At 40.6% G+C, this 25,875-nt stretch carries 7 protein-coding genes, 6 pseudogenes and 1 other annotated feature; of the genes and pseudogenes, 2 read left to right on the top strand and 11 right to left on the bottom strand.

Features of this window, described 5'->3' with window-relative positions:
* The first annotated feature begins 11 nt into the window (after positions 1-11).
* Entirely contained in the window at positions 12-14,324 is a 14,313-nt protein-coding gene (locus tag AC4CUZ_RS02975; RefSeq protein ID WP_490747191.1) for an ESPR-type extended signal peptide-containing protein, read from the top strand.
* A gap of 72 nt (positions 14,325-14,396) precedes the next feature.
* Positions 14,397-15,212: a trimeric autotransporter adhesin/peptidogylcan-associated protein TpgA gene (gene tpgA / locus AC4CUZ_RS02970; RefSeq protein ID WP_004681119.1), complete on the top strand. Its 816-nt coding sequence runs from the start codon at positions 14,397-14,399 to the stop codon at positions 15,210-15,212.
* A 164-nt stretch (positions 15,213-15,376) separates the two neighbouring features.
* On the opposite strand, the pseudogene AC4CUZ_RS02965 reads toward tpgA, so the two are convergent.
* The 11 genes and pseudogenes from AC4CUZ_RS02965 to AC4CUZ_RS02915 form a co-directional block, all read right to left on the bottom strand.
* Positions 15,377-15,487: pseudogene (locus AC4CUZ_RS02965) on the bottom strand (integrase core domain-containing protein); the annotation flags it as partial.
* A gap of 277 nt (positions 15,488-15,764) precedes the next feature.
* Positions 15,765-16,004, bottom strand: a pseudogene (locus AC4CUZ_RS02960) (integrase); the annotation flags it as partial.
* A 49-nt stretch (positions 16,005-16,053) separates the two neighbouring features.
* Positions 16,054-16,416: pseudogene (locus tag AC4CUZ_RS02955) on the bottom strand (IS5 family transposase); the annotation flags it as partial.
* Positions 16,417-16,495: 79 nt separating this feature from the next.
* Positions 16,496-17,054, bottom strand: a pseudogene (locus tag AC4CUZ_RS02950) (transposase); the annotation flags it as partial.
* Positions 16,699-16,815 (bottom strand) — a sequence feature (AL1L pseudoknot). (Overlaps the previous pseudogene by 117 nt.)
* Positions 17,055-17,180: 126 nt before the next feature.
* Positions 17,181-18,440 (bottom strand): type II toxin-antitoxin system HipA family toxin, encoded by a 1,260-nt coding sequence (locus AC4CUZ_RS02945; protein WP_031996090.1) that lies wholly within the window; start codon positions 18,438-18,440, stop codon positions 17,181-17,183.
* A gap of 4 nt (positions 18,441-18,444) precedes the next feature.
* Entirely contained in the window at positions 18,445-18,747 is a 303-nt protein-coding gene (locus AC4CUZ_RS02940; RefSeq protein ID WP_004684350.1) for a helix-turn-helix transcriptional regulator, read from the bottom strand.
* 190 nt (positions 18,748-18,937) lie between these two features.
* A pseudogene (locus tag AC4CUZ_RS02935) lies at positions 18,938-19,080 on the bottom strand (transposase domain-containing protein); the annotation flags it as partial.
* 108 nt (positions 19,081-19,188) lie between these two features.
* Positions 19,189-19,552, bottom strand: a pseudogene (locus tag AC4CUZ_RS02930) (antitoxin Xre/MbcA/ParS toxin-binding domain-containing protein).
* 130 nt (positions 19,553-19,682) lie between these two features.
* Positions 19,683-22,865, bottom strand: a complete 3,183-nt coding sequence (locus tag AC4CUZ_RS02925; RefSeq protein WP_490747190.1) for a site-specific integrase — start codon at positions 22,863-22,865, stop codon at positions 19,683-19,685.
* Complete coding sequence (locus tag AC4CUZ_RS02920) at positions 22,849-25,128, bottom strand: hypothetical protein (protein WP_490747189.1); 2,280 nt, start codon at positions 25,126-25,128, stop codon at positions 22,849-22,851. The genes AC4CUZ_RS02925 and AC4CUZ_RS02920 overlap by 17 nt, the downstream gene beginning before the upstream one ends.
* Positions 25,128-25,802 carry a hypothetical protein gene (locus AC4CUZ_RS02915; protein WP_490747188.1) on the bottom strand — a complete coding sequence of 225 codons (675 nt, stop codon included), beginning with the start codon at positions 25,800-25,802 and terminating at the stop codon, positions 25,128-25,130. The genes AC4CUZ_RS02920 and AC4CUZ_RS02915 overlap by 1 nt, the downstream gene beginning before the upstream one ends.
* Positions 25,803-25,875 lie beyond the last annotated feature (73 nt).

Below are 25,875 nucleotides of genomic sequence, written 5' to 3'. Positions count from 1 at the left end.
AGGGTGTAAGTATGAATAGGATCTATAGAGTAGTTTGGAATGCTTCGATAGGGGCATGGGTTGCGGTTTCTGAAAATGCAAAAAGTAAAACGAAAACAAAAACGGTGAAAGTTGTATCAGTAGCTATAACTATTGCGTCAAGTGCGGTGATGCCAGTTTACGCTGATGTTTTGGCAGGAAATAATATTACAATCACACCTAGTGGCACAGATTTTGTAGTTGCAACAACGGATGACGTAAGTCTGAATAAAGTTACGGTAGGCAGTGTTGAATTAGATAAAACCACCAGTACAGTTAAAGTCGGGACAAATACGACATTAAGTACTGCAGGTTTAGATACGGACGGTTCAGTTAAGACAGGTACATTAACTACAACAGGCTCAGCAACGATTGGAAATGGTTTGACTGTAGCAAATGGTACGACGGCTCTTAAAAACACCAGCATTACAGGTACTTTAATAACTACAGGAAATACGACTGTAGGCGGTACTTTGGGAGTAACAGGTGCAACGACACTTAATAACACGTTAAATGTCGTTGGTAATACGACACTCAGCAATGTTACGACGACAGGCTCAGCAACGATTGGAAATGGTTTGACTGTAGTAAATGGTACGACGGCTCTTAAAAACACCAGCATTACAGGTACTTTAATAACTACAGGAAATACGACAGTAGGCGGTACTCTGGGAGTAACAGGTGCAACGACACTTAATAACACGTTAAATGTCGTTGGCAATACAACACTCAGCAATGTTACGACGACAGGCTCAGCAACAATTGGAAATGGTTTGACTGTAGCAGATGGTGCGACGGCTCTTAAAAATACCAATATTACAGGTACTTTAATAACTACAGGAAATACAACTGTAGGCGGTACTTTGAATGTTAATGGATTAGCGACATTTAATAATGGTGCGAATCTCAATAATAAAAAAATTACTGGATTAGCCGCAGGAAATATTAATAGTGCGACCAGTACGGATGCAGTTAATGGTGGGCAGCTTTATACTGTCAATAAAAATATTGCAGATGCCCTAGGAACACAACTAGATGCAAATGGAGCCTTAGAAAGGCTAACTTATACGGTGAGTGATGGTAAAGGCGGTACACAATCTTTTAATAATATAAGGGAAGCTATTGAATATATTACAGGGGTTGATACTACTGGAACTGGAGGAGTCGGGGTCGGTATTAAATATTTCCATACCAACTCTGCTGCAGCTGATTCACAGTCAAAAGGTCTAGAATCGGTTGCTATAGGACCTCAAGCAATTGCAAATGGTACAAGTTCAATTGCTATGGGCGACCAGGCGCGCGCAGAACAAGAAAATGCAGTTGCAATTGGTAAAGAATCCGCAGCAATTGGTTTAAATAGTACAGCAATTGGTTCAACCACAGGGACACCGCGCCAGCCTGTTTACACAAGAGATGCAAATAATAAAATTACTGCAATAGATGGCATCTCTGTAACTACGACAGGTACGGGTACGAATTTAACAGATATTACTGAAATTAATGGGGTGCCGGTTACAAATACTGAAGTTAATAGCTTCGTGGCATCGTTAAGCAGCGGTGCGAATCTTTCTCTTGGAAAGAATAGTATGGCTTTGGGCACTTCTAATTTTGCAGCCGGTGAATCTAGTGTTGCTCTTGGTGACTCATCTAAAGCTGTTGCAAAGGATGCGATTGCAATAGGTCGAAATGGTAATGCTTCAGGAGTGCAAGCAATTTCGATTGGTGCTGGAGCTCAAGCAGCTGCAAGCGGTGCACTGGCTGCCGGCGGAGCATCTAGTGCGGGCCGTGATGGTGCTGTTGCATTGGGTCAAGGTGCTTTTGCAAATACAACAGCTGGTATTTCAATTGGTCAGAATGCGGGAGTGGGTACATCACAAGGTGCAACGAATGACCGTACAGACCACATTGCTATTGGAAGTAATAGCGGTCAAAATGTTATTGGCAATCGAAATATTGCTTTAGGTGTTGGCGCTGGTTCCAACCTGTCAGCGGACGATAATGGCAGCTCAGATCACAATATTGCAATTGGGGTAAATGCAGGAAGCAATTTAAGTGGTGATGATAATATTGCGATTGGCCGGGATGCAAATAAAAATATAAAAGCAGTTGCTGAATCTGTAGCAATTGGTTCAGGTGTGGATGCGACAACAGGTTCGACCGTGCTGGGTAAGGATGCCAAAGCTTCTGGCGGTGAGTATGCAACTGTTCTAGGCCATAAAGCAAAAGTGACAGGCACTTCTGGAACGGCATTGGGGCGTGATTCGGAAGCTAGTGCCAACAATATTGCTCTAGGGGCGTCCAGTGTAGCCAATGGAACTTCAACTGCTGCGGCTTATTTGACAGCTGATACAAAAGCGGGCGGCTATAATATAGTTTCTGTTGGTCAAACTGGACAAGAGCGTCGTATTACGAATGTTGCAGCGGGTGCCAATCCTACAGATGCAGTCAATGTCAAGCAATTACATGAAGCGCAAAAAAATGTAGCAAGCCTGATTGGTGGACAAACAGGCGTCGATCCAGCTACAGGAGCATTTAAAGGCCACATTATTGAATTGACAGATACAACAGGCCAGACTCATCAATATAAAGATGTTGCGAGTGCAATTAATGCAGTGTCATCTGGTGCAATTAGTGTTTTACCTGGTAACGCTGTCATGTATAACGCTGATGGAGGTATATCAAATGTTGCTGCAGGAACAAATGCTACAGATGCTGTGAATTTGGCACAGCTTAATCAAGCTATTGCAAAAAATGGACAACATCATGTCTCCATTAATAGTAAAAATCCAGCGAATGAAAATAATATGGGAGCAACTGCTGACGAGTCGCTAGCAATTGGTGCTGGCGTCACAACAAGTAATGCAGGTGTAAAAAGTGTTGTTATCGGTTTTGATGCTGCAACTAATGCAAAAGAAAGTGTTGCAATTGGTAATACCAGCACGCATGCAAATGGTGATGCATCTATTGCGATTGGTAAGACTGCTTTAGCAAAAAGTACAAACAATATTGCAATGGGTACGAATGCCAGCAGTAATGGTATGGAAAGTATTGCAATAGGTACCAATATTCAAGTTGATATAACCACTGGTAATTCTGACTATGCAGTGGGTATTGGCAGTTATTCAGAAGTACAGAATGCTGATCAGGCCATTGCAATTGGACGTAAAGCAGTTGTACAGGGCGATAATGGAACAGCAATTGGCCATGAGTCACGAGCAGCAAAAGAAAATGCGAGTGCATTGGGTAATTTTGCTAAAGCAACTGCAGTAAGTGCTAATGCTATTGGTAACTATGCAACAGCAAGTGGAACAAGCGCCAATGCAATTGGTGATAATGCAAAAGCGACTGCTGGTAATGCCAATGCGATGGGTAAAAGTGCAGAAGCAACAAGCACAAGCAGTAATGCGATTGGTGATAGTGCAAAAGCTAAAGCTGATAATGCCAGTGCAATTGGTACCAATGCGCAAGCAACAGGAGTTAATGCGAATGCTATGGGTAAGGGTGCAAAAGCATCTGAACAAGATGCAAGTGCACTTGGTACAGGCGCTCAAGCATTAAGACAGGATACGCTTGCGTTAGGTACAAGTGCCGTTGCAAGTGGCCTCAATGCATCTGCTATAGGTAAAAGTGCAGACGCAGCAGGTTTAAATGCGAATGCATTTGGTAATGGGGCTAAAGCTGGTGCTGAAAGTTCGAATGCTATAGGGACAGGTGCTAATGTATCTGCAACCAATGGTTTTGCTTTAGGTACTAATGCAACAGTTACACATACAAATGCAATTGCCTTAGGTAGTGGATCGATTTCTGGTAATGCAACACCAACAGCAAGTGCAATTGTTAACGGTAAAACCTATAATTATTCAGGCATAAATCCAACATCAACTGTGAGTGTGGGCAGTTTAGGCAATGAACGTCAAATCATTAATGTCGCTGCAGGTCGAGTATCTGCTTCAAGTACTGATGCAATTAATGGTAGCCAGTTATTCCAAACCAATGAAGAATTAGCCAACCTAGCGAATAAAACAGCACAAGCATTAGGTGGTGGGGCATTAGCCAATCAAGCTACTGGAGCAATTAGTGCGCCAAGTTATACCGTCACAACTAACCCGGCAGGAACAGGTACAAAAACTACGGTCAATAATGTAGGTGCAGCCTTAACTGCATTAGATACCGCAGTGAATCAACCATTAAGCTTTGCTGGTGATACGGGGGCTCAAATATCCCGTAAACTTGGTGAAACGCTCAATGTGAAAGGCGGTGCAACAGGTACACTCGCTGGCACCGGAAATATAGGTGTGGTTGCCAATGGAACAAATCAGCTAGATATTCGTCTTGCTGAAACAATAAATCTTGGTGGCAATGGTAGTGTGACAACAGGCTCTGCGAGCATAAAAAATAATGAAGTTAAAGTCGGTACAAATACTTTAACGGATACTGGATTAAAAGCCGGTAATGTGAAGGTAAATACTTCGACAAATGATGTTACTGGGTTAAGCAATATAACGTGGAATCCTGCAGGCACTTACAATAGTGGTCGAGCAGCGACCGAGGAACAGTTGCTTTCTGCACAAAATCAGCTAAATACAACTTTAACTGATAAAGGTTTCAGTATCTCAGCCCAAGGTGCTAATTCAGATAAAGTTAAGCTAGGTGAAACAGTTGATTTCCGCAATACAGATGGAAATTTAGTTGCTACCCGCAGTGCGGATAATACTATTAACTATGATTTAGCCAAAAATATTAGTGTTGACAAAGTGACTCTTGGGAACATTATTATCGACAAAGCGACAGGGATCAATGCAGGCAATCAGAAGATCACCAATGTTAAAGCTGGGGATGTCAATTCAACATCTACAGATGCCGTGAATGGCAGTCAGCTATATACAGCACAAAACAATGTGAAGAATGTATTGGGGAGCAGCACACAGATTGATGCTGCTGGCAATTTAACTTCAACCAATATTGGCGGAGTTACAGGAGCCAATACGGTTCACGATGCAATTCAGCAGGTAAATAACACTGCGACTAATGCGAAGACTCAGGCAGATAAAGGTTTGAATTTTGCAGTGAATGGTGTAACTCCAGCAGACAATGTACAGCTGGGAGAAACTGTTAACTTCGCAAATGGTACAAATACAACAGCAACCTATGATGCGGCGACGAATACCTACAAATACAGCCTGAACGATACATTGTCCTTAAGCAATGCGGGCAGTCTATCGATTAAGGATAGTGCTGGTACAGGTACAGTCGTTTCTGTTGACAAGACAGGGGTACAGTCAGGCAGCATTAAGCTAGATGCATCGACAGGTAAGATCACAGGAGTAACAGATGGTCTTGTTGCTGCAGGATCTAAAGAAGCAGTAAATGGTGGTCAGCTTGATGCAGTAAAAGCGATAGCGAATACAGGCTGGAAACTGACGACAGATAAAACTGGTACGGGTGCAGTGGCAGGTAGTTCAGTTGAACAGATCACGCCAGATGAAACAGTAACGTTTATCGCTGGTGACAACATTGCGGTTGAACAGGCAGGGAATAAGGTCACTGTAGCAACGAAGAAAGATGTGGTATTTGACAGTGTAACTGCAGGTGGCACAGTCATCAATAATTCTGGCTTAAGCTTTGTTGATAGTACAGGCACATTGGTTGCGAACAGCCCAAGCATCAGCAAAACAGGGATCAATGCAGGCAATCAGAAGATCACCAATGTTAAAGCTGGGGATGTCAATTCAACATCTACAGATGCCGTGAATGGCAGTCAGCTATATACAGCACAAAACAATGTGAAGAATGTATTGGGGAGCAGCACACAGATTGATGCTGCTGGCAATTTAACTTCAACCAATATTGGCGGAGTTACAGGAGCCAATACGGTTCACGATGCAATTCAGCAGGTAAATAACACTGCGACTAATGCGAAGACTCAGGCAGATAAAGGTTTGAATTTTGCAGTGAATGGTGTAACTCCAGCAGACAATGTACAGCTGGGAGAAACTGTTAACTTCGCAAATGGTACAAATACAACAGCAACCTATGATGCGGCGACGAATACCTACAAATACAGCCTGAACGATACATTGTCCTTAAGCAATGCGGGCAGTCTATCGATTAAGGATAGTGCTGGTACAGGTACAGTCGTTTCTGTTGACAAGACAGGGGTACAGTCAGGCAGCATTAAGCTAGATGCATCGACAGGTAAGATCACAGGAGTAACAGATGGTCTTGTTGCTGCAGGATCTAAAGAAGCAGTAAATGGTGGTCAGCTTGATGCAGTAAAAGCGATAGCGAATACAGGCTGGAAACTGACGACAGATAAAACTGGTACGGGTGCAGTGGCAGGTAGTTCAGTTGAACAGATCACGCCAGATGAAACAGTAACGTTTATCGCTGGTGACAACATTGCGGTTGAACAGGCAGGGAATAAGGTCACTGTAGCAACGAAGAAAGATGTGGTATTTGACAGTGTAACTGCAGGTGGCACAGTCATCAATAATTCTGGCTTAAGCTTTGTTGATAGTACAGGCACATTGGTTGCGAACAGCCCAAGCATCAGCAAAACAGGGATCAATGCAGGCAATCAGAAGATCACCAATGTTAAAGCTGGGGATGTCAATTCAACATCTACAGATGCCGTGAATGGCAGTCAGCTATATACAGCACAAAACAATGTGAAGAATGTATTGGGGAGCAGCACACAGATTGATGCTGCTGGCAATTTAACTTCAACCAATATTGGCGGAGTTACAGGAGCCAATACGGTTCACGATGCAATTCAGCAGGTAAATAACACTGCGACTAATGCGAAGACTCAGGCAGATAAAGGTTTGAATTTTGCAGTGAATGGTGTAACTCCAGCAGACAATGTACAGCTGGGAGAAACTGTTAACTTCGCAAATGGTACAAATACAACAGCAACCTATGATGCGGCGACGAATACCTACAAATACAGCCTGAACGATACATTGTCCTTAAGCAATGCGGGCAGTCTATCGATTAAGGATAGTGCTGGTACAGGTACAGTCGTTTCTGTTGACAAGACAGGGGTACAGTCAGGCAGCATTAAGCTAGATGCATCGACAGGTAAGATCACAGGAGTAACAGATGGTCTTGTTGCTGCAGGATCTAAAGAAGCAGTAAATGGTGGTCAGCTTGATGCAGTAAAAGCGATAGCGAATACAGGCTGGAAACTGACGACAGATAAAACTGGTACGGGTGCAGTGGCAGGTAGTTCAGTTGAACAGATCACGCCAGATGAAACAGTAACGTTTATCGCTGGTGACAACATTGCGGTTGAACAGGCAGGGAATAAGGTCACTGTAGCAACGAAGAAAGATGTGGTATTTGACAGTGTAACTGCAGGTGGCACAGTCATCAATAATTCTGGCTTAAGCTTTGTTGATAGTACAGGCACATTGGTTGCGAACAGCCCAAGCATCAGCAAAACAGGGATCAATGCAGGCAATCAGAAGATCACCAATGTTAAAGCTGGGGATGTCAATTCAACATCTACAGATGCCGTGAATGGCAGTCAGCTATATACAGCACAAAACAATGTGAAGAATGTATTGGGGAGCAGCACACAGATTGATGCTGCTGGCAATTTAACTTCAACCAATATTGGCGGAGTTACAGGAGCCAATACGGTTCACGATGCAATTCAGCAGGTAAATAACACTGCGACTAATGCGAAGACTCAGGCAGATAAAGGTTTGAATTTTGCAGTGAATGGTGTAACTCCAGCAGACAATGTACAGCTGGGAGAAACTGTTAACTTCGCAAATGGTACAAATACAACAGCAACCTATGATGCGGCGACGAATACCTACAAATACAGCCTGAACGATACATTGTCCTTAAGCAATGCGGGCAGTCTATCGATTAAGGATAGTGCTGGTACAGGTACAGTCGTTTCTGTTGACAAGACAGGGGTACAGTCAGGCAGCATTAAGCTAGATGCATCGACAGGTAAGATCACAGGAGTAACAGATGGTCTTGTTGCTGCAGGATCTAAAGAAGCAGTAAATGGTGGTCAGCTTGATGCAGTAAAAGCGATAGCGAATACAGGCTGGAAACTGACGACAGATAAAACTGGTACGGGTGCAGTGGCAGGTAGTTCAGTTGAACAGATCACGCCAGATGAAACAGTAACGTTTATCGCTGGTGACAACATTGCGGTTGAACAGGCAGGGAATAAGGTCACTGTAGCAACGAAGAAAGATGTGGTATTTGACAGTGTAACTGCAGGTGGCACAGTCATCAATAATTCTGGCTTAAGCTTTGTTGATAGTACAGGCACATTGGTTGCGAACAGCCCAAGCATCAGCAAAACAGGGATCAATGCAGGCAATCAGAAGATCACCAATGTTAAAGCTGGGGATGTCAATTCAACATCTACAGATGCCGTGAATGGCAGTCAGCTATATACAGCACAAAACAATGTGAAGAATGTATTGGGGAGCAGCACACAGATTGATGCTGCTGGCAATTTAACTTCAACCAATATTGGCGGAGTTACAGGAGCCAATACGGTTCACGATGCAATTCAGCAGGTAAATAACACTGCGACTAATGCGAAGACTCAGGCAGATAAAGGTTTGAATTTTGCAGTGAATGGTGTAACTCCAGCAGACAATGTACAGCTGGGAGAAACTGTTAACTTCGCAAATGGTACAAATACAACAGCAACCTATGATGCGGCGACGAATACCTACAAATACAGCCTGAACGATACATTGTCCTTAAGCAATGCGGGCAGTCTATCGATTAAGGATAGTGCTGGTACAGGTACAGTCGTTTCTGTTGACAAGACAGGGGTACAGTCAGGCAGCATTAAGCTAGATGCATCGACAGGTAAGATCACAGGAGTAACAGATGGTCTTGTTGCTGCAGGATCTAAAGAAGCAGTAAATGGTGGTCAGCTTGATGCAGTAAAAGCGATAGCGAATACAGGCTGGAAACTGACGACAGATAAAACTGGTACGGGTGCAGTGGCAGGTAGTTCAGTTGAACAGATCACGCCAGATGAAACAGTAACGTTTATCGCTGGTGACAACATTGCGGTTGAACAGGCAGGGAATAAGGTCACTGTAGCAACGAAGAAAGATGTGGTATTTGACAGTGTAACTGCAGGTGGCACAGTCATCAATAATTCTGGCTTAAGCTTTGTTGATAGTACAGGCACATTGGTTGCGAACAGCCCAAGCATCAGCAAAACAGGGATCAATGCAGGCAATCAGAAGATCACCAATGTTAAAGCTGGGGATGTCAATTCAACATCTACAGATGCCGTGAATGGCAGTCAGCTATATACAGCACAAAACAATGTGAAGAATGTATTGGGGAGCAGCACACAGATTGATGCTGCTGGCAATTTAACTTCAACCAATATTGGCGGAGTTACAGGAGCCAATACGGTTCACGATGCAATTCAGCAGGTAAATAACACTGCGACTAATGCGAAGACTCAGGCAGATAAAGGTTTGAATTTTGCAGTGAATGGTGTAACTCCAGCAGACAATGTACAGCTGGGAGAAACTGTTAACTTCGCAAATGGTACAAATACAACAGCAACCTATGATGCGGCGACGAATACCTACAAATACAGCCTGAACGATACATTGTCCTTAAGCAATGCGGGCAGTCTATCGATTAAGGATAGTGCTGGTACAGGTACAGTCGTTTCTGTTGACAAGACAGGGGTACAGTCAGGCAGCATTAAGCTAGATGCATCGACAGGTAAGATCACAGGAGTAACAGATGGTCTTGTTGCTGCAGGATCTAAAGAAGCAGTAAATGGTGGTCAGCTTGATGCAGTAAAAGCGATAGCGAATACAGGCTGGAAACTGACGACAGATAAAACTGGTACGGGTGCAGTGGCAGGTAGTTCAGTTGAACAGATCACGCCAGATGAAACAGTAACGTTTATCGCTGGTGACAACATTGCGGTTGAACAGGCAGGGAATAAGGTCACTGTAGCAACGAAGAAAGATGTGGTATTTGACAGTGTAACTGCAGGTGGCACAGTCATCAATAATTCTGGCTTAAGCTTTGTTGATAGTACAGGCACATTGGTTGCGAACAGCCCAAGCATCAGCAAAACAGGGATCAATGCAGGCAATCAGAAGATCACCAATGTTAAAGCTGGGGATGTCAATTCAACATCTACAGATGCCGTGAATGGCAGTCAGCTATATACAGCACAAAACAATGTGAAGAATGTATTGGGGAGCAGCACACAGATTGATGCTGCTGGCAATTTAACTTCAACCAATATTGGCGGAGTTACAGGAGCCAATACGGTTCACGATGCAATTCAGCAGGTAAATAACACTGCGACTAATGCGAAGACTCAGGCAGATAAAGGTTTGAATTTTGCAGTGAATGGTGTAACTCCAGCAGACAATGTACAGCTGGGAGAAACTGTTAACTTCGCAAATGGTACAAATACAACAGCAACCTATGATGCGGCGACGAATACCTACAAATACAGCCTGAACGATACATTGTCCTTAAGCAATGCGGGCAGTCTATCGATTAAGGATAGTGCTGGTACAGGTACAGTCGTTTCTGTTGACAAGACAGGGGTACAGTCAGGCAGCATTAAGCTAGATGCATCGACAGGTAAGATCACAGGAGTAACAGATGGTCTTGTTGCTGCAGGATCTAAAGAAGCAGTAAATGGTGGTCAGCTTGATGCAGTAAAAGCGATAGCGAATACAGGCTGGAAACTGACGACAGATAAAACTGGTACGGGTGCAGTGGCAGGTAGTTCAGTTGAACAGATCACGCCAGATGAAACAGTAACGTTTATCGCTGGTGACAACATTGCGGTTGAACAGGCAGGGAATAAGGTCACTGTAGCAACGAAGAAAGATGTGGTATTTGACAGTGTAACTGCAGGTGGCACAGTCATCAATAATTCTGGCTTAAGCTTTGTTGATAGTACAGGCACATTGGTTGCGAACAGCCCAAGCATCAGCAAAACAGGGATCAATGCAGGCAATCAGAAGATCACCAATGTTAAAGCTGGGGATGTCAATTCAACATCTACAGATGCCGTGAATGGCAGTCAGCTATATACAGCACAAAACAATGTGAAGAATGTATTGGGGAGCAGCACACAGATTGATGCTGCTGGCAATTTAACTTCAACCAATATTGGCGGAGTTACAGGAGCCAATACGGTTCACGATGCAATTCAGCAGGTAAATAACACTGCGACTAATGCGAAGACTCAGGCAGATAAAGGTTTGAATTTTGCAGTGAATGGTGTAACTCCAGCAGACAATGTACAGCTGGGAGAAACTGTTAACTTCGCAAATGGTACAAATACAACAGCAACCTATGATGCGGCGACGAATACCTACAAATACAGCCTGAACGATACATTGTCCTTAAGCAATGCGGGCAGTCTATCGATTAAGGATAGTGCTGGTACAGGTACAGTCGTTTCTGTTGACAAGACAGGGGTACAGTCAGGCAGCATTAAGCTAGATGCATCGACAGGTAAGATCACAGGAGTAACAGATGGTCTTGTTGCTGCAGGATCTAAAGAAGCAGTAAATGGTGGTCAGCTTGATGCAGTAAAAGCGATAGCGAATACAGGCTGGAAACTGACGACAGATAAAACTGGTACGGGTGCAGTGGCAGGTAGTTCAGTTGAACAGATCACGCCAGATGAAACAGTAACGTTTATCGCTGGTGACAACATTGCGGTTGAACAGGCAGGGAATAAGGTCACTGTAGCAACGAAGAAAGATGTGGTATTTGACAGTGTAACTGCAGGTGGCACAGTCATCAATAATTCTGGCTTAAGCTTTGTTGATAGTACAGGCACATTGGTTGCGAACAGCCCAAGCATCAGCAAAACAGGGATCAATGCAGGCAATCAGAAGATCACCAATGTTAAAGCTGGGGATGTCAATTCAACATCTACAGATGCCGTGAATGGCAGTCAGCTATATACAGCACAAAACAATGTGAAGAATGTATTGGGGAGCAGCACACAGATTGATGCTGCTGGCAATTTAACTTCAACCAATATTGGCGGAGTTACAGGAGCCAATACGGTTCACGATGCAATTCAGCAGGTAAATAACACTGCGACTAATGCGAAGACTCAGGCAGATAAAGGTTTGAATTTTGCAGTGAATGGTGTAACTCCAGCAGACAATGTACAGCTGGGAGAAACTGTTAACTTCGCAAATGGTACAAATACAACAGCAACCTATGATGCGGCGACGAATACCTACAAATACAGCCTGAACGATACATTGTCCTTAAGCAATGCGGGCAGTCTATCGATTAAGGATAGTGCTGGTACAGGTACAGTCGTTTCTGTTGACAAGACAGGGGTACAGTCAGGCAGCATTAAGCTAGATGCATCGACAGGTAAGATCACAGGAGTAACAGATGGTCTTGTTGCTGCAGGATCTAAAGAAGCAGTAAATGGTGGTCAGCTTGATGCAGTAAAAGCGATAGCGAATACAGGCTGGAAACTGACGACAGATAAAACTGGTACGGGTGCAGTGGCAGGTAGTTCAGTTGAACAGATCACGCCAGATGAAACAGTAACGTTTATCGCTGGTGACAACATTGCGGTTGAACAGGCAGGGAATAAGGTCACTGTAGCAACGAAGAAAGATGTGGTATTTGACAGGGTGACATCGACAGATATATTAGGTAATACATCTATTCTGAGTGCAACAGGCATAATTACACAAGACAAGGATGGAAAAAAATCTGCATCATTAAGTAATACGGGTTTATTTGTAGCTGAAATGAATGCAACTGGAAATACCTTGAGCAGCAGTAGTCTTGAAGCAGGTAAATTGACTGTAAAAGGCACTAACACACTGGTGCTAGATTCAGTGAAAGGTACATTGACTGGTTTGAGTAATAAGACACTTGGAAGTGGTGATTTTGCATCTCAAGGCCGCGCAGCGACTGAAGAGCAGCTGAACCGGGCGCAAAGTAATGTCGCATCTATTTTAGGCGGTAATGCAGCCAATAACGGTGGCCTGCTCAGCATGTCGAATATTGGTGGTACTGGTGAAAGTACTATTGATGATGCAATCAAATCAGTCAATCAAGTGGCTAATAATGCCAATAAAGGCTGGAATGTTAGCACCAATGGCGGTACAGCAAACAATGTGAAGCCAAACGATACTGTTGATTTCAGTAATAAAGATGGCAATGTCACAGTTTCAAATCAGGGCAATAACATTACTGTCGATTTAAACAAAGATATTGATTTGGGTGCAGCTGGTAGTGTAACGACCGGAGACACCAAAATTGATAATAATGGTTTAACGATTGCGGGTGGTCCAAGCGTAACCAAAAATGGTATCGATGCGGGCAAACAAAAAGTGACCAATGTTGCTGACGGTAAAATTACTGCCGATTCTCAAGATGCTGTGAATGGTGGTCAAATTCACGACATGATGGGTGCTGGTGCTTATGACACCAATGGAAATCTCAGTAATATTGGTGGTACAGGTCAAAGCAATATTAACGATGCTATTGCAGCAGTAAACAAAACCGCAGTTCAATCTAAATCGACTGTGACTGAAGGCAGCAATATCAAAGTTGTGAGCAATTCAAATGCAGATGGCAGTACTAATTATACGGTGTCAACAGCTGATGATATTACGCTGAACAGTGTTACAGCGAAGGATATTAATGCAGGTACTGTAACGACTGATAAGGTGGTTGCTGGCAATACCACTGTTGATAGCAGTGGCTTGAGCATTAAAAATGGTCCATCTGTGACCGCTTCCGGTATTGATGCAGGCAGTAAAGTAGTGAGTAATGTCAGCAATGGCGTGCAAAACAGCGATGCTGTGAATATGGGGCAGTTGTCTCAATACCTAGGCGGCGGTGCTGGCTATAACAACATCACGCAAAGTTTTGATGCGCCAAATTATCAAGTCAATGGTGGTTCTTATAACAATGTCGGTGATGCATTAGGTGCGCTAAATCAGGCCGATCAGGCATTGGGTAACCGTATTACAAATTTGGGTGATCAGTTACAACAAGCATTCTACTCAACAAATCAACGTATTGATGATGTTGAGAAAAAAGCCAATGCAGGTATTGCTGCGGCAATGGCATTAGAAAATGCACCGTACATTCCAGGTAAATACACTTATGCGGCAGGTGCTGCCTATCATGGCGGTGAAAATGCAATTGGTTTGACTTTACGTAAAACTGCGGATAACGGTCGCTGGTCATTGACTGGTGGTGTTGCTGCCGGTTCATCAGGTGATCCAAGTGTACGTGTTGGTATCAGTGGTGTAATTGATTAATGCATGGTGGGGAAAGAGCATGGTGGCTCTTTCCCACTTGTTTTTTAAATTTAATCAAGAATTGAGATGACAATGAAAACTTTATTAAAAACAATTGTAAGCTGTGTATTTTTAACTGGTGTGTTGAGTGGTCTAACACATGCAAAAGAGCAGATTAATTTACAGATGGCTGATGAGTCCGTTTCTTTTCCAGAAGTGAAAAAAAGTTACCTAGATCAAGTTCACCGTTATGAATATGATCAGGTACTGCGTCTGGAAAATGGCTTAACCAAAGACCAAATTCGTTATATTTTGGGCCATCCACATTTTAGCGAAGGCGTGTTTGGGGTTCGTGAATGGAACTATGTATTGGATATCCGTGTGCCTGAAACCCAGCAATACAAACGCTGCCAGTTACGTATCGACTTTGATAAAGACTACTTGGCCAAGGCATATTATTGGAAGGGTGAAGCCTGTCAGGGCTTGGCGCAATATGGTGCCAACAATCAACCTGTAGATAAAAATGCATTGGTTGTTGGAGGACTGAATGCCCAAGTTGCACAAGCTAGCGTACTATTCGCCTTTGACCGTTATGATGAGTCTGCGATTAACCGTGACTTTAGCCGCGTGGAAGAAATTGCAGAGGCCATTAAGCAGTCCGGCAGCCAGCGGGTTACTGTGACGGGTTATGCCGATAAATTGGGTAACTTTAACTATAACCAGGTTTTATCTGCACAGCGTGCGAATACCGTGGCTTATTTGCTAGCTCAACTGGGGATTGATCCGAATTACATTAAAGTCGATGCCAATGGAACAACCCGAATTTATAAAGAGTGTGAAGGTCAAACCAAATCTACTTCAACTGTGGAATGTTTAGCACCAAATCGCCGAGTAAATGTTAATTGGTAATAAGAATTAATGGAGTATATTGTGCTGATAAAGTAACTATATACTCTTTTTCCTTAAAATTAAGAGGTTTAGAAAGTAAAAATGATTTTAACCAAGGCAGTTTAAGCAAATTAAGATACAAACTAGGTAATCCTCCCATAAATAACCGAAGTTAAGAGTAGAGGTTAAGCAGCCATTAGAGGAGGCCTTCCTTTGTTGGCCTGGTGTGGTCTTTCATGATTGTAATGCCACAGCCAATTTGCTGCATAATCTTGTACTTCATCCAAAGTATCAAATGAAATATATGGCTCAACGGGCAAAAGCTAGTCCTCTGAGAATCAGCTTTCATATTGCATCCATTAGTATTCTGAATATTTAAAGATTCACTTCATTGGATTCAGCAGGTAATTTATCCAAGCATTTTGAAAATTTACTGGAAAAGCCAAGAAATACATTTTACCTGAGAGAAGAGCGAGAAGTTGCCCTAGGGTTGTGAAGGGAAAACCGCAGAAATACCCAAGAGAATACCAGTCAATTTCTTAACTGACTAGCATTAGGCCGTGTCGAGGTATTTCAATTAATGCCATTTCGCACTTGTTGCAAAATCCAATCCTCATATTCTTGTAGTGTTTCTTGTAGCATATCCATAGGTCGTACGATGTAGTGCCTTTCAACTAATGCACTTGGTTTATGACCTGATATCTGTGCTAAAGATCCTTCATTGATTTTTGCCCAAATAGCTAACGTTTTATATGATCTCCTCAATCCATGGGGAGTAAGTTCAATATTTAGTTTTTTACATATTTTCTCGGCTTTGTTGCACAAAGATTTGAAATGCAAAGCGCCCCTAATTGAGCCAAATTTAAGGCGTAACTTGGGTAAGTGGTCGACCTAATTCCGTAAATCTGTTAAGGACTGCTACACGTGCATGGATCTCATTCACTTGGCTATCAAAACTCCTTGCACTGAGTTTATCTCCTAATAATTTGATGCAATGCATCTTAGTTTCAACCAAACTTCGACGATGATAGCCTGACCATTTTTTCCATAGTGTCCTGCCTAAACGTTTAATTGTTCGAAGTAATTCATTTCGCTCTAGCGAGCTACTCTTTGTATCTTTCCATTGTTTCGCATTTTTTCTAGGTGGAATCACCGCATGCGCTTGCCGATCTGCAATGACCTGACGGCATTGCTTGGTGTCATAAGCTCCATCGGTATAAACTGAACTGTACCGGGTTTGTCGGAGACTTTTTTATTTAAGTTAGGCCACCTAGCTTAACGGGTTAGTCTTATCATAGTAGACCAATAAATAATCTCTTAGATAGGCTGTCTGATGTTTTTAAAATGCTATAACGCCCGGAGCTTTCTTTCCAAATTCGTTTAATTTATTCAGCATGATGCAAATCATGTAGATCTCGCTTAGTTTGATGTTCCCTTGCGAAGCGAAGCTTCCCATCAACTAGATCTAGGGGTAATACCCCCATTTTTAATTAAATTAATAGGTAGAAGCTGCGATCGGAAAAATCTTACAAATCGCCTCAACGCCATATAAGTCTTTATTGTTATGGATGAAATCCAGCATTATTTGTGTGGGCGTTCGAGCTCCACCTGGGCGAAAAAAGTGGCTGCTTTAAGGAGAATTTCATTCGCACGTTGCACTTCTTTATTTTCACGTTCGGGCTGTTTAATACGTTCTTGATATGGAAGTTGCTGTACTTTAATTGAATTTTGTTGATCTAAATATTTTTGATACCAAACTCGTAAAGTTTCAGGAGTGCAACCAATTTTAGGCGCAATCGCAGCCCAATTCGATGGATAATCTTTTTCAAATTCAATCAATAATTGAACCGCTCTATCTCTGATTTCAGGGGTATATTTAGGTTTTTCATCGGATCACTACGCTTCGCTACGTCTTGCGAAGCAATGCGTCTCATCTCAGAAAGTTTGGTCTCCGACAAACCCGGTACGGTTCAGCTTTGTAAAAGCTATTTAGTGCAATAAATTGATATTATGCTCAATCCTATTTTGGATCATTTGGATAGTCTCTGTTTGAATTTGTCCAGGTAATAGATCATGAGCGATATTGCTGAATCGGATTGCAACCTTACAAATCGAACTAATAATTTCATCGACTTCTTGGGCAGAAAGTTCCGCTTCCTGAGTACCAAGTTTTACAAGAGCTTGTCGGGGAATATCCAGTGCCTCACCCATGATATCCATTTGATGATATCCACCTGGCCCTTCACAGAAAGTAACATCATAGGCAGGGGAGAGTTTCCATTGCCCATTTTGGGACATCAGAAATGAAAAGTTTTTGCAATGATCATCTCGATTATTGAAGACTACATTGAAAACAGCTCGCTTGAATGCAATTGCTTTTTCGCGAACATCATTGGTGCAAAAGTGTGCAGCGCGAAGAAAGTTACTGTAGTCTAAACTCCCTGGTGATTTAAAATCAGCTCCGGTGAAGGCCGCTAAACTTTGCATAGGGATACGCATGCCATCGTGGCGGTCAAATCTCTTTGATGCAAATGCGGTTAATCCATTCGGAAGAGTAAAATATTGAGTGTCAGGGGTATCAATATGACAATGACGCAAACATTCTGCATAAACAGCTTCAATTGCACAAACTTCAGGATGCTCTTGCTGAGCGGGAAATTTGATCAGCCAAGCTTCATGTTGATGTGAGCTAACTGTTGAGAATTCATTGGTGACAGGATCACGATAGATGAGCGCTTTTGGCCTTGCACCTTGTGGAGATCCACCCATAATTAATAAATGCTGTAAAAATTCTGCACCTTCTCCTTTGAGAACTTCCTGAACTTCTTGAGCGAGTTTAATCAGTGGGATATTTTCAGTTAATGCTAACTCAGTTGCTGAAGGTTCAAAGGATAATGCTCCCATCGCATGTGTATTAATATACGTGAGTCTTTCTAATGGCCCAATCCGTGCAGGATTAAATCCATTTTTTTTAAATAAGCGATCCATAAGAAGCATGCCCCAACCATCGGGCAAGGCATCATATATAGGACCTGGCAATCCCATTTGATGTGCAGGAAAGTTCGTTCTTAATGGGTCACCTTTTAACGGGAGTAGGTAAGAGGAAAGTTCTAAACCTTTACTGATCGCTTCTGCACTGTATTCAAAGGCGATTAATGGCCGACCTGTGATTGCGGTTGAGGAGACCAGTGTACCCCAAAGCCAATATTCACCCCATCCATTGTAGTAAACATTAAGTTTTTTGAGCATGGACTTATTTCCTTTTGATACGTTGGCGAGCCGTATTGCTCTCATAGCGGAGAATGTCATTTACACTGTTTAAATGAGGTTTAAAGAGTTCCTCTAAATCTTTTAATCGGCCTAATACCATGGCAACACGTACTAAATTTTCAAATGAAACATTTCGACCAGCTTCCAGATTAGATACTGTATTCACACTAACACCAGCACGTGTAGCGACGTCTGCCTGAGTCATTTCCAGATAAAGTCGTTCTTTGCGAAGCCTTTCACATAATGAAGTAACAACCTCTTCAGGTTTTTTGAATTTTAAATCCATAATATTGTATCTTATGTCTATATATACGTATTAAACCACAAAATAATGGAGTTATTAACTGTGCTAGTTGATCGGTAATGAGGTGCTTAATGGGCTGATTAGATCCTATTAGATTAAAGAAGTCTAATTAGATATTTAAAATCTAAAGGAATCTAATACGTAAGCGTCCGCTGAACCCCATAGCTATTTTTTAATTCGGTTCAGGTTTCCAGCGGTGTGTTAGTAATTCTTCTATTTGGGTCATTTATGTGTCGGCGGCCTTTTCAGCACATCATTTAAATAGGCATACGGATCTAGGCCATTCAGCTTTGCTGACTGTATTATTGACGGAATTAGGTCAGACATATACATCTTGAAAAGAAGAGGGGATTCTTATACCTCGCATTTGAATTATTGGAGAGGACTATCACTTTCAAATTTTTCTGTAATACTTTGCTTATCTTAAAGTTTAGTCTGAAGGCCTTCCACCAATTGTAAAACAGAGGCCAATCCCTGAGGGTTCTGAATCTGTTCTATTGGAATACAACTCAACAATTTATTGGGTGACATTCATAAAATGTTGCATCCATTTAGCCTCTCCACCTGTTAGAGCATCTAATGATATCGCAATACGAATTAAAATAATTGCGAGTTCTCCCTGACTTGAATCGGGATCTAACTCAAGCGAATTTAAAGTTTCCACTGAATCTAAATTGAGAACGATAGCAAGCTGGTCCTGTGTCAAACCAAGTTGTTTTGCAGCTGATAAAACAGATTTAGCCAATACCTTTTTTTGTTTTGCAATTTTTTCTAATGTTTTACGCATAACTGATCTCTGTTTCAGAGGTTACTGATACATAGAATTTATACTATTTTCTTATTGTTTTTTAGACATCCAATTTTTGCTAAAGATATATTAAATGTGGCTTTAGATAAGGAAGCAACGGTTAAATTATTTAACCGCATGTAGTGATTTTTAGACCTTCAACTTGCAGTTCAAGAGATCGAGGTCTGCCAATACAAGCTAGATGTAAGCAAAATTTAAATGCAGCAAGAGCATGACCATCTTTTACTGAGTAGAGTTGTAGACGAGGAAACTCCTCTTGAGTTGGTGGATGTTTATCTGTTGATGCTTTTGCTAATTTGAAAAGTTGAGGCTGTTGTTTAGCATCTAACTTTGTTTGCAAATCTTGTCCAAGTAAGTGCCAAAATTTGGCAGGAAATAAAGCCTTAACTTGGGAGTAAAAATGTTCGAGTTGATCGATATCCTTCCAGCGATAATGGATACCGGTATGTGAAGCAGTCACTCGATTTAAAAATACATTCAGGATGTATGCAATTTGTGTTAGTTTTTTACGAGCTATTTTCTGTAGATGTTCAAAAAAATAAGTCACTGCATGAAGCTCTTCAGCGCTATCAAGCATTGCTGGTTTTAAGTGGGTTGAGCTATCAATACTAAATAAACGGGGATTCCCTTTTTTTGATTTAATGTTTGCTAAATTTAGGGCATTTTCATACCAACAATTGACAAGCTCTTCTGGTAAGCACATACGTTGAGCTGCACTTTTAGGATCGTTAGTAGTCTCCAATATATTGAGCGTTTCATAGAAGCGTTGAAGTGAAATTTTAGAATCTTCTGTTCCAACAAAGAAAGCAAAAAAATCATGGGATTGATCTATTTGTAACGACAGTTCATCTAAAATGTCAGTAGCATTACTTTGAAGCCATTTTGTTTGATCGTTTAATAATATAGTTGCTAGAACGGCCTGGTTTTTTTCAAAATTAAAGTCTTTTTCATCATTTGTTATTTGCAAATTTTTAAACGTTGCATTGTGGCCCATAATTTTTTTAGCCAATTCATTAGGCATATCTGGATGATATTTTAGTAGTTTTTGACCAGCTATGAGATAACTTAAATGAATATAGCTTTTGAATGTTTCAACTGGCTCTATATGTCCTAAGAGATGTGCAATAACAAACCAATGGTTTTGTCCATGTTGATTTTGAAGTAGCTCAGCTCGAATTTTTTGATATTCGTTTTCGCTATAGTCGGTTAGCTTTTGCACAAGTGGTGCATATTCACAGTTCAGTAAAAGCGATAAATGATTCGCTGCAGTGTGACGAAAAGAGTGAAAGGAGTAATGATGCCCTTTAAAGACCTGATTTAATATCAGTTTTAGGGGTACGGTGATAGTGTGTTTATTCAGTTTTTTATTTTCATTCAAGTTGCTGAATAAATATAAACTTTTCTTATTTTCTAAGCGTTTTTCAACAACAAAATCGCTAAAGAATTGGTACTCATCATCTTTTAGCAAAGCGTATGCAGGCACAATCCGTTCCGCACTATCCGTTTTGAGAAGATGTTGATTCCCTTGTTTTTTTGAACCATAAGGTTGAACCCAGATAGAAAATTGATTTAAACCCTCGATATCTTTTACACGTAACCCGAGTATTTCGTTAATACGCATACCAGTACGGTAAGCCAAAATATAAATGATTTTTAATAATTTATAGTGATGGTCTGAGATGGATTGGTCATGTAAGAGCTGATTTAACTTCTTTAATATGACCTGGAAGGCTGTGTGGCCTATGATGCGTGCCCGTGGTCGACTTTGCGATGCAATAAATTCAAGTTCGAAATCTTCTGCTTGAAAAACAATTTGTTGAAAGGTATGAAAGCGTTTCAACATGTGGATTGTTTGGTCTTTAGATTTTTTAAACTCAGATTGATCTACTTCATCAGCAAGTCGTGTATTGCTAATGATTTGTTGATAGATTTTGTTCAGCAGATCATTAATGTCATCGTCGGCATCGATGTATTGTAAGGCATGAGTTAAAAACGGTTCTGCGATCCGGGTGTAATATGTATAGATTGAACTATCTGCGAGTTTTTGATTGTCTTGAAATGCCTTCGTGTACTGAGTTGTATCAAAATCAAAGGTGGTTGATAATTCTTTTATTTGCTCTGAATTTGGTTGATAGAGACTGATGAGCCATAAGATAATGCGCTTAGAAAACTCATTAAACTGCTCTTGGTGAAGCAGGCAAAAATCAATAATGAGTTTAGCAGTGCCTTGGTCCGTTGATGTGCGCATAATTTTCAGCAAGTTTTTATGAATAAATATCACATTTTCTACTGCTTCAGACGTATTGAGATCTGGTAGGACTTTGGCTGTAGAAGAGACATTTCGTTCGATTTCAGCACTTAATTGAGTTTTAAATTTTGGGAATGCAAAGTTTTCAAACTCATGTTCTGATAAACCACACGTGAGAGTGTTTTCTAACAAACATTGTGAGAGGGCAGAATCAATATCTGCATTCTGTAGTTGTAGCCAATTAAAATTGGCGTAGTCACTTAAAAACTCAAAAGTCTTGTTGGTGTATGGATGTTTTATTTTTTGAAAAATGAGGTGTAGATACACATTCACATCTAGACTGATGTCACGAATTTGTCTTGTATTAAAATGAATGAGCCAAAGTCTTGTCAGCTGATCTGGGATAAAATTACGTGATTTTCGAATTGTTTTTTCATCAACAAATAGATCGCCATAGCTTGGAGAAAGTGGCTCTAAAAAGATGATATTAAAATCGCAAATTTTTTGGATTTTTGCAGGGTTTTTTAAATGTTCGAGCAAAGCATTTAATGAAGATATTTGATTTAATCCACCGTATAACATTGAGCAAAGCAGAATATTCCCAATAATTTCATCATCAGAAAAAGCGGAACTATCTTGAGCAAGAATCCAGTAATCCCAAAGTTTTTCTATAAAGATGTCAATTTCATGACCGGCCTGGATCCAATCCAAAGTGAAAATTGGTTCATCGCGTTTCATCTCAAAGGTGAGATAAGGTAATGGGAAGTCTAGGTTATTGCTCTTATTGAGATCTTTGATATATGTTCGGAAGAATTTATGTGCATATTTTTTCCAAGCCAAATTTGGTGCTTTACGTTTAATAAACTCATAAATCGCAGGGTACGCTTGAATTAATTCGTCATTTGAGAATTTTTGCTCATCAAAGTACTGTCGGAGCTCTTGTTCTGCATCAGCTCGTAGGTTCTTTTCTAATTCATTACGTTGAAGTTGACGTCTATCTTCAGCATAGCGTTTTTTTTGGATTTTTTTATTGAATGATGACATTTACTTCAATCCCGCTAATTTTAAATTGATCCTTCATTTGCTCTAAAACATTCGCAATTTTAGAAAATTGAGATAGGGATAAACTGGAAAAAGGATGTGCTGCTTCTTGTTGCATGAGCTCATGTCCAAAGAGAGCTAAAATCTCAGGTTCGGTAATTTTATGAGTCAAAAATGCACGAGCTATATGGCGATGCCAATTTGCATGATCAAGTCCTAATTCAGGATGGAAATTTTTGACTGTAGAAGGACTTAGTGGTTTCCACTCATCATCTTGGTTGATTCCCAAAAAGGGCAGCTTACTTGCTTCTATTTGTTGTATAACATCATTTAAAGCTGGATGACTCATCATGATTTGAGTCGAAAAATATTCTAAAAATTTAAGGAATTTTTTTATCTCTTCAACTAAAAATGAACAAAGTGGGATTAGACGTCCGAATCCATTGCGGCCGCCTACTTCTTTGTCAGAAACCATCAAAATTTGGCGTTTTAAATTAAAGTTTTTAAGAAATCCAGGGAATTCAGCAACGGGGCGTGCTGCTGTAAAAAGAAGGAGGATATGCCACATCCATATGTTGTAGTGGTTGTATATAGCAATCAGATCGTCTTCAGCTTGTGAAAAAATATTAAATTTCAATACAGCAAAAATCTCTGTAATGACCTGTGGTTTTGGAGCTTTACGACTACCAAAATGAATTATTGAAGCAGGGAGCGAAGGTACACAACTTTCATATGTGCTTGCTACATCTGCACAAAGTGATTTTAGAATATCAACATATTGTGCATGTAATCGTGGAATATTCTGATGACAATAAGAAACAGATGATGACTGATTGGCATCAATCCCTGTGATTAAATCTGCGAGTTGTTTATTCCCTGTTTTTGCAAGAACCGTATGATGCAGTAGAGAACTCACCTTTACGACAGACAGTTTTGGAATCAATAATTCTTGTCTTAATTTGCGTAAATATTGCTGTATATCATCGAAACTAACCGAATCCATTTTGCGCAGATCCTCAATGAATAGATTCGGGATTGGAATGTCTAAATAGATCGTCTGATTGAGCAAGTTGTCTGAATACTCAAAATTGCGGTTCTCAAATACATTAAAGTGACTGTTTAAGAAGAACTGATCATTTTTATAGATCAATTTTTGGCGGTTATTTAACTTTTTAGCTCGCTTGCTTTGTATATATAGCCACTCATTCACACTGTTGCCTGTTAAAAATGCGAGCATCAAGATCAGAGCACTTTTATTTTGATGTTCAGAGTAGTCCACATGAAGTCTTTTCAGTAGATGGTTCATACTAGATGGGTTCGGGAAAAAACTACTCGACGTAAGTAAATGTTCTTTGCGTTGAATATGTTTTGCAACAAGCGGTAGAATATAAATTTGACTTGTTTCTGAATGTGCTGCGAGTGGTGTGACGTCAGTTGGATTGACAACAATTTGCCGATGAAGCGGCTCATCAATTAACGTTTCTATACTCAGTGCCTTAGGCGAGGCCCCTTTTTTTATTTCGATACTTTCTTCAATGAATTGTTCTTCATCAAGAAACTGATATTGAAGCTGTGTATCGATACTGGCACGTGCAATCTTCGCTTTGTTTTTTAAAACATAGTTAAAAGTAATGCGAATATCATTGAGTAGATTGCGATCAAACTCAGGCAATTCATCCGTATCTAATGTGATCAGATGTTGAATAAATTGCTCTAAGCTCAGCGTTAGATCTTTAAGATAGACATTCCAGAGGCGTTTATATTCTTCTGTATTATGATATTTTTTTTCAGTATCTAAATTTTTATTTGCAGTTCTAAAACGTTGGAATAAGCGCTTTACTGTATTGAAGTGTTCGGCGTGCGCTTGTTTAAAAAGATCTGGCTTGAGCTCAGGAAGAGCAATTAAATAAATTGCTGCTTTTAAAACTAGAATATTCCAATTTTTTGCATGCGTCTGCGATTCAGATAATTGCGAAATTGAATTGACATATGAAGTAATCGGTAGATCACTAATCTTAACTTTTTTCGTGAAAGGGATTACCGGAGGTGTCGGCAGCTGCGAATCAAACTCTATATCGATATTAAAGTAATCGAGATTGAGACCAACCAGAAAATTGTCAGTCTGTTGAGAAGACAATAGTTTAAGCACAAAGTTGATATGTTGCGTACGTTCAAATTGCTCATCACCAAACAGTTTTTCTAGTGTTTTTTGCAGTGAAATTGAAATAACTGGCAAATCAATATGCTCGTTTAGATCGTTCGACACTATGATCTCCAAAATTTTTCTGTACTTATACAACTATCAGAGTGATCAACGAGTTCTTTTACACATCTGCTGTTGAGTGATAATTCATTAAAAATATGTGTACGCTGTTGTTTGATATTTTTAGTACGCTGATTCAGTTGATTTCGAGAACATGAAAGTAGTTGTGCTAGCAGTTCCAGACTCATTTGATGATGTGGCTTTAAAGATGATTCTTTGTTAAGGGTCAATAGTGTTTGACGTGAAAGATGTGTGTTAATTAAATGCAATGTTTTTCGTGGATTTAACGAACGAATATCAAATTTTGTAGATTTGATGAATTGAATAAATTCACGACTGCATAACTCCATCAGAAATGCTAACTCATCCTCTGAAAAAGATTGTTGATGATGAATAATTAAAGTGACTTCATTAATATCTTGCTTTAAATAGCTAAGATATAAGTTAATATTATTGAAAATGGAGTAGCCATCAAATTCTGAAGTTTTCCACACATGGAGTTCTTTTATGCGATTAGAAATATCTAAATCTGCAGTGAGATTTTTAAACATATTTAAGTAGCATAAGTTGAAACCATACGCTTGTGGATGAATGGTGATTCTTCTTTTTTTGAAATTTTTTAGAGTACTTATCTGTGTTGCTGGAAACTTCAAAAGTAGTTCAGATGTCAGATCCATGTGTGCTATTGAATAAAAATAATACAGCAATATTCACGTATATTTAGAGTTTTTGAATATGGCAGGAGGTATC

The sequence above is a fragment of the Acinetobacter sp. 789_lipA genome, assembly GCF_058242845.1.
This window is presented reverse-complemented; position numbering and strand designations above follow the sequence as displayed.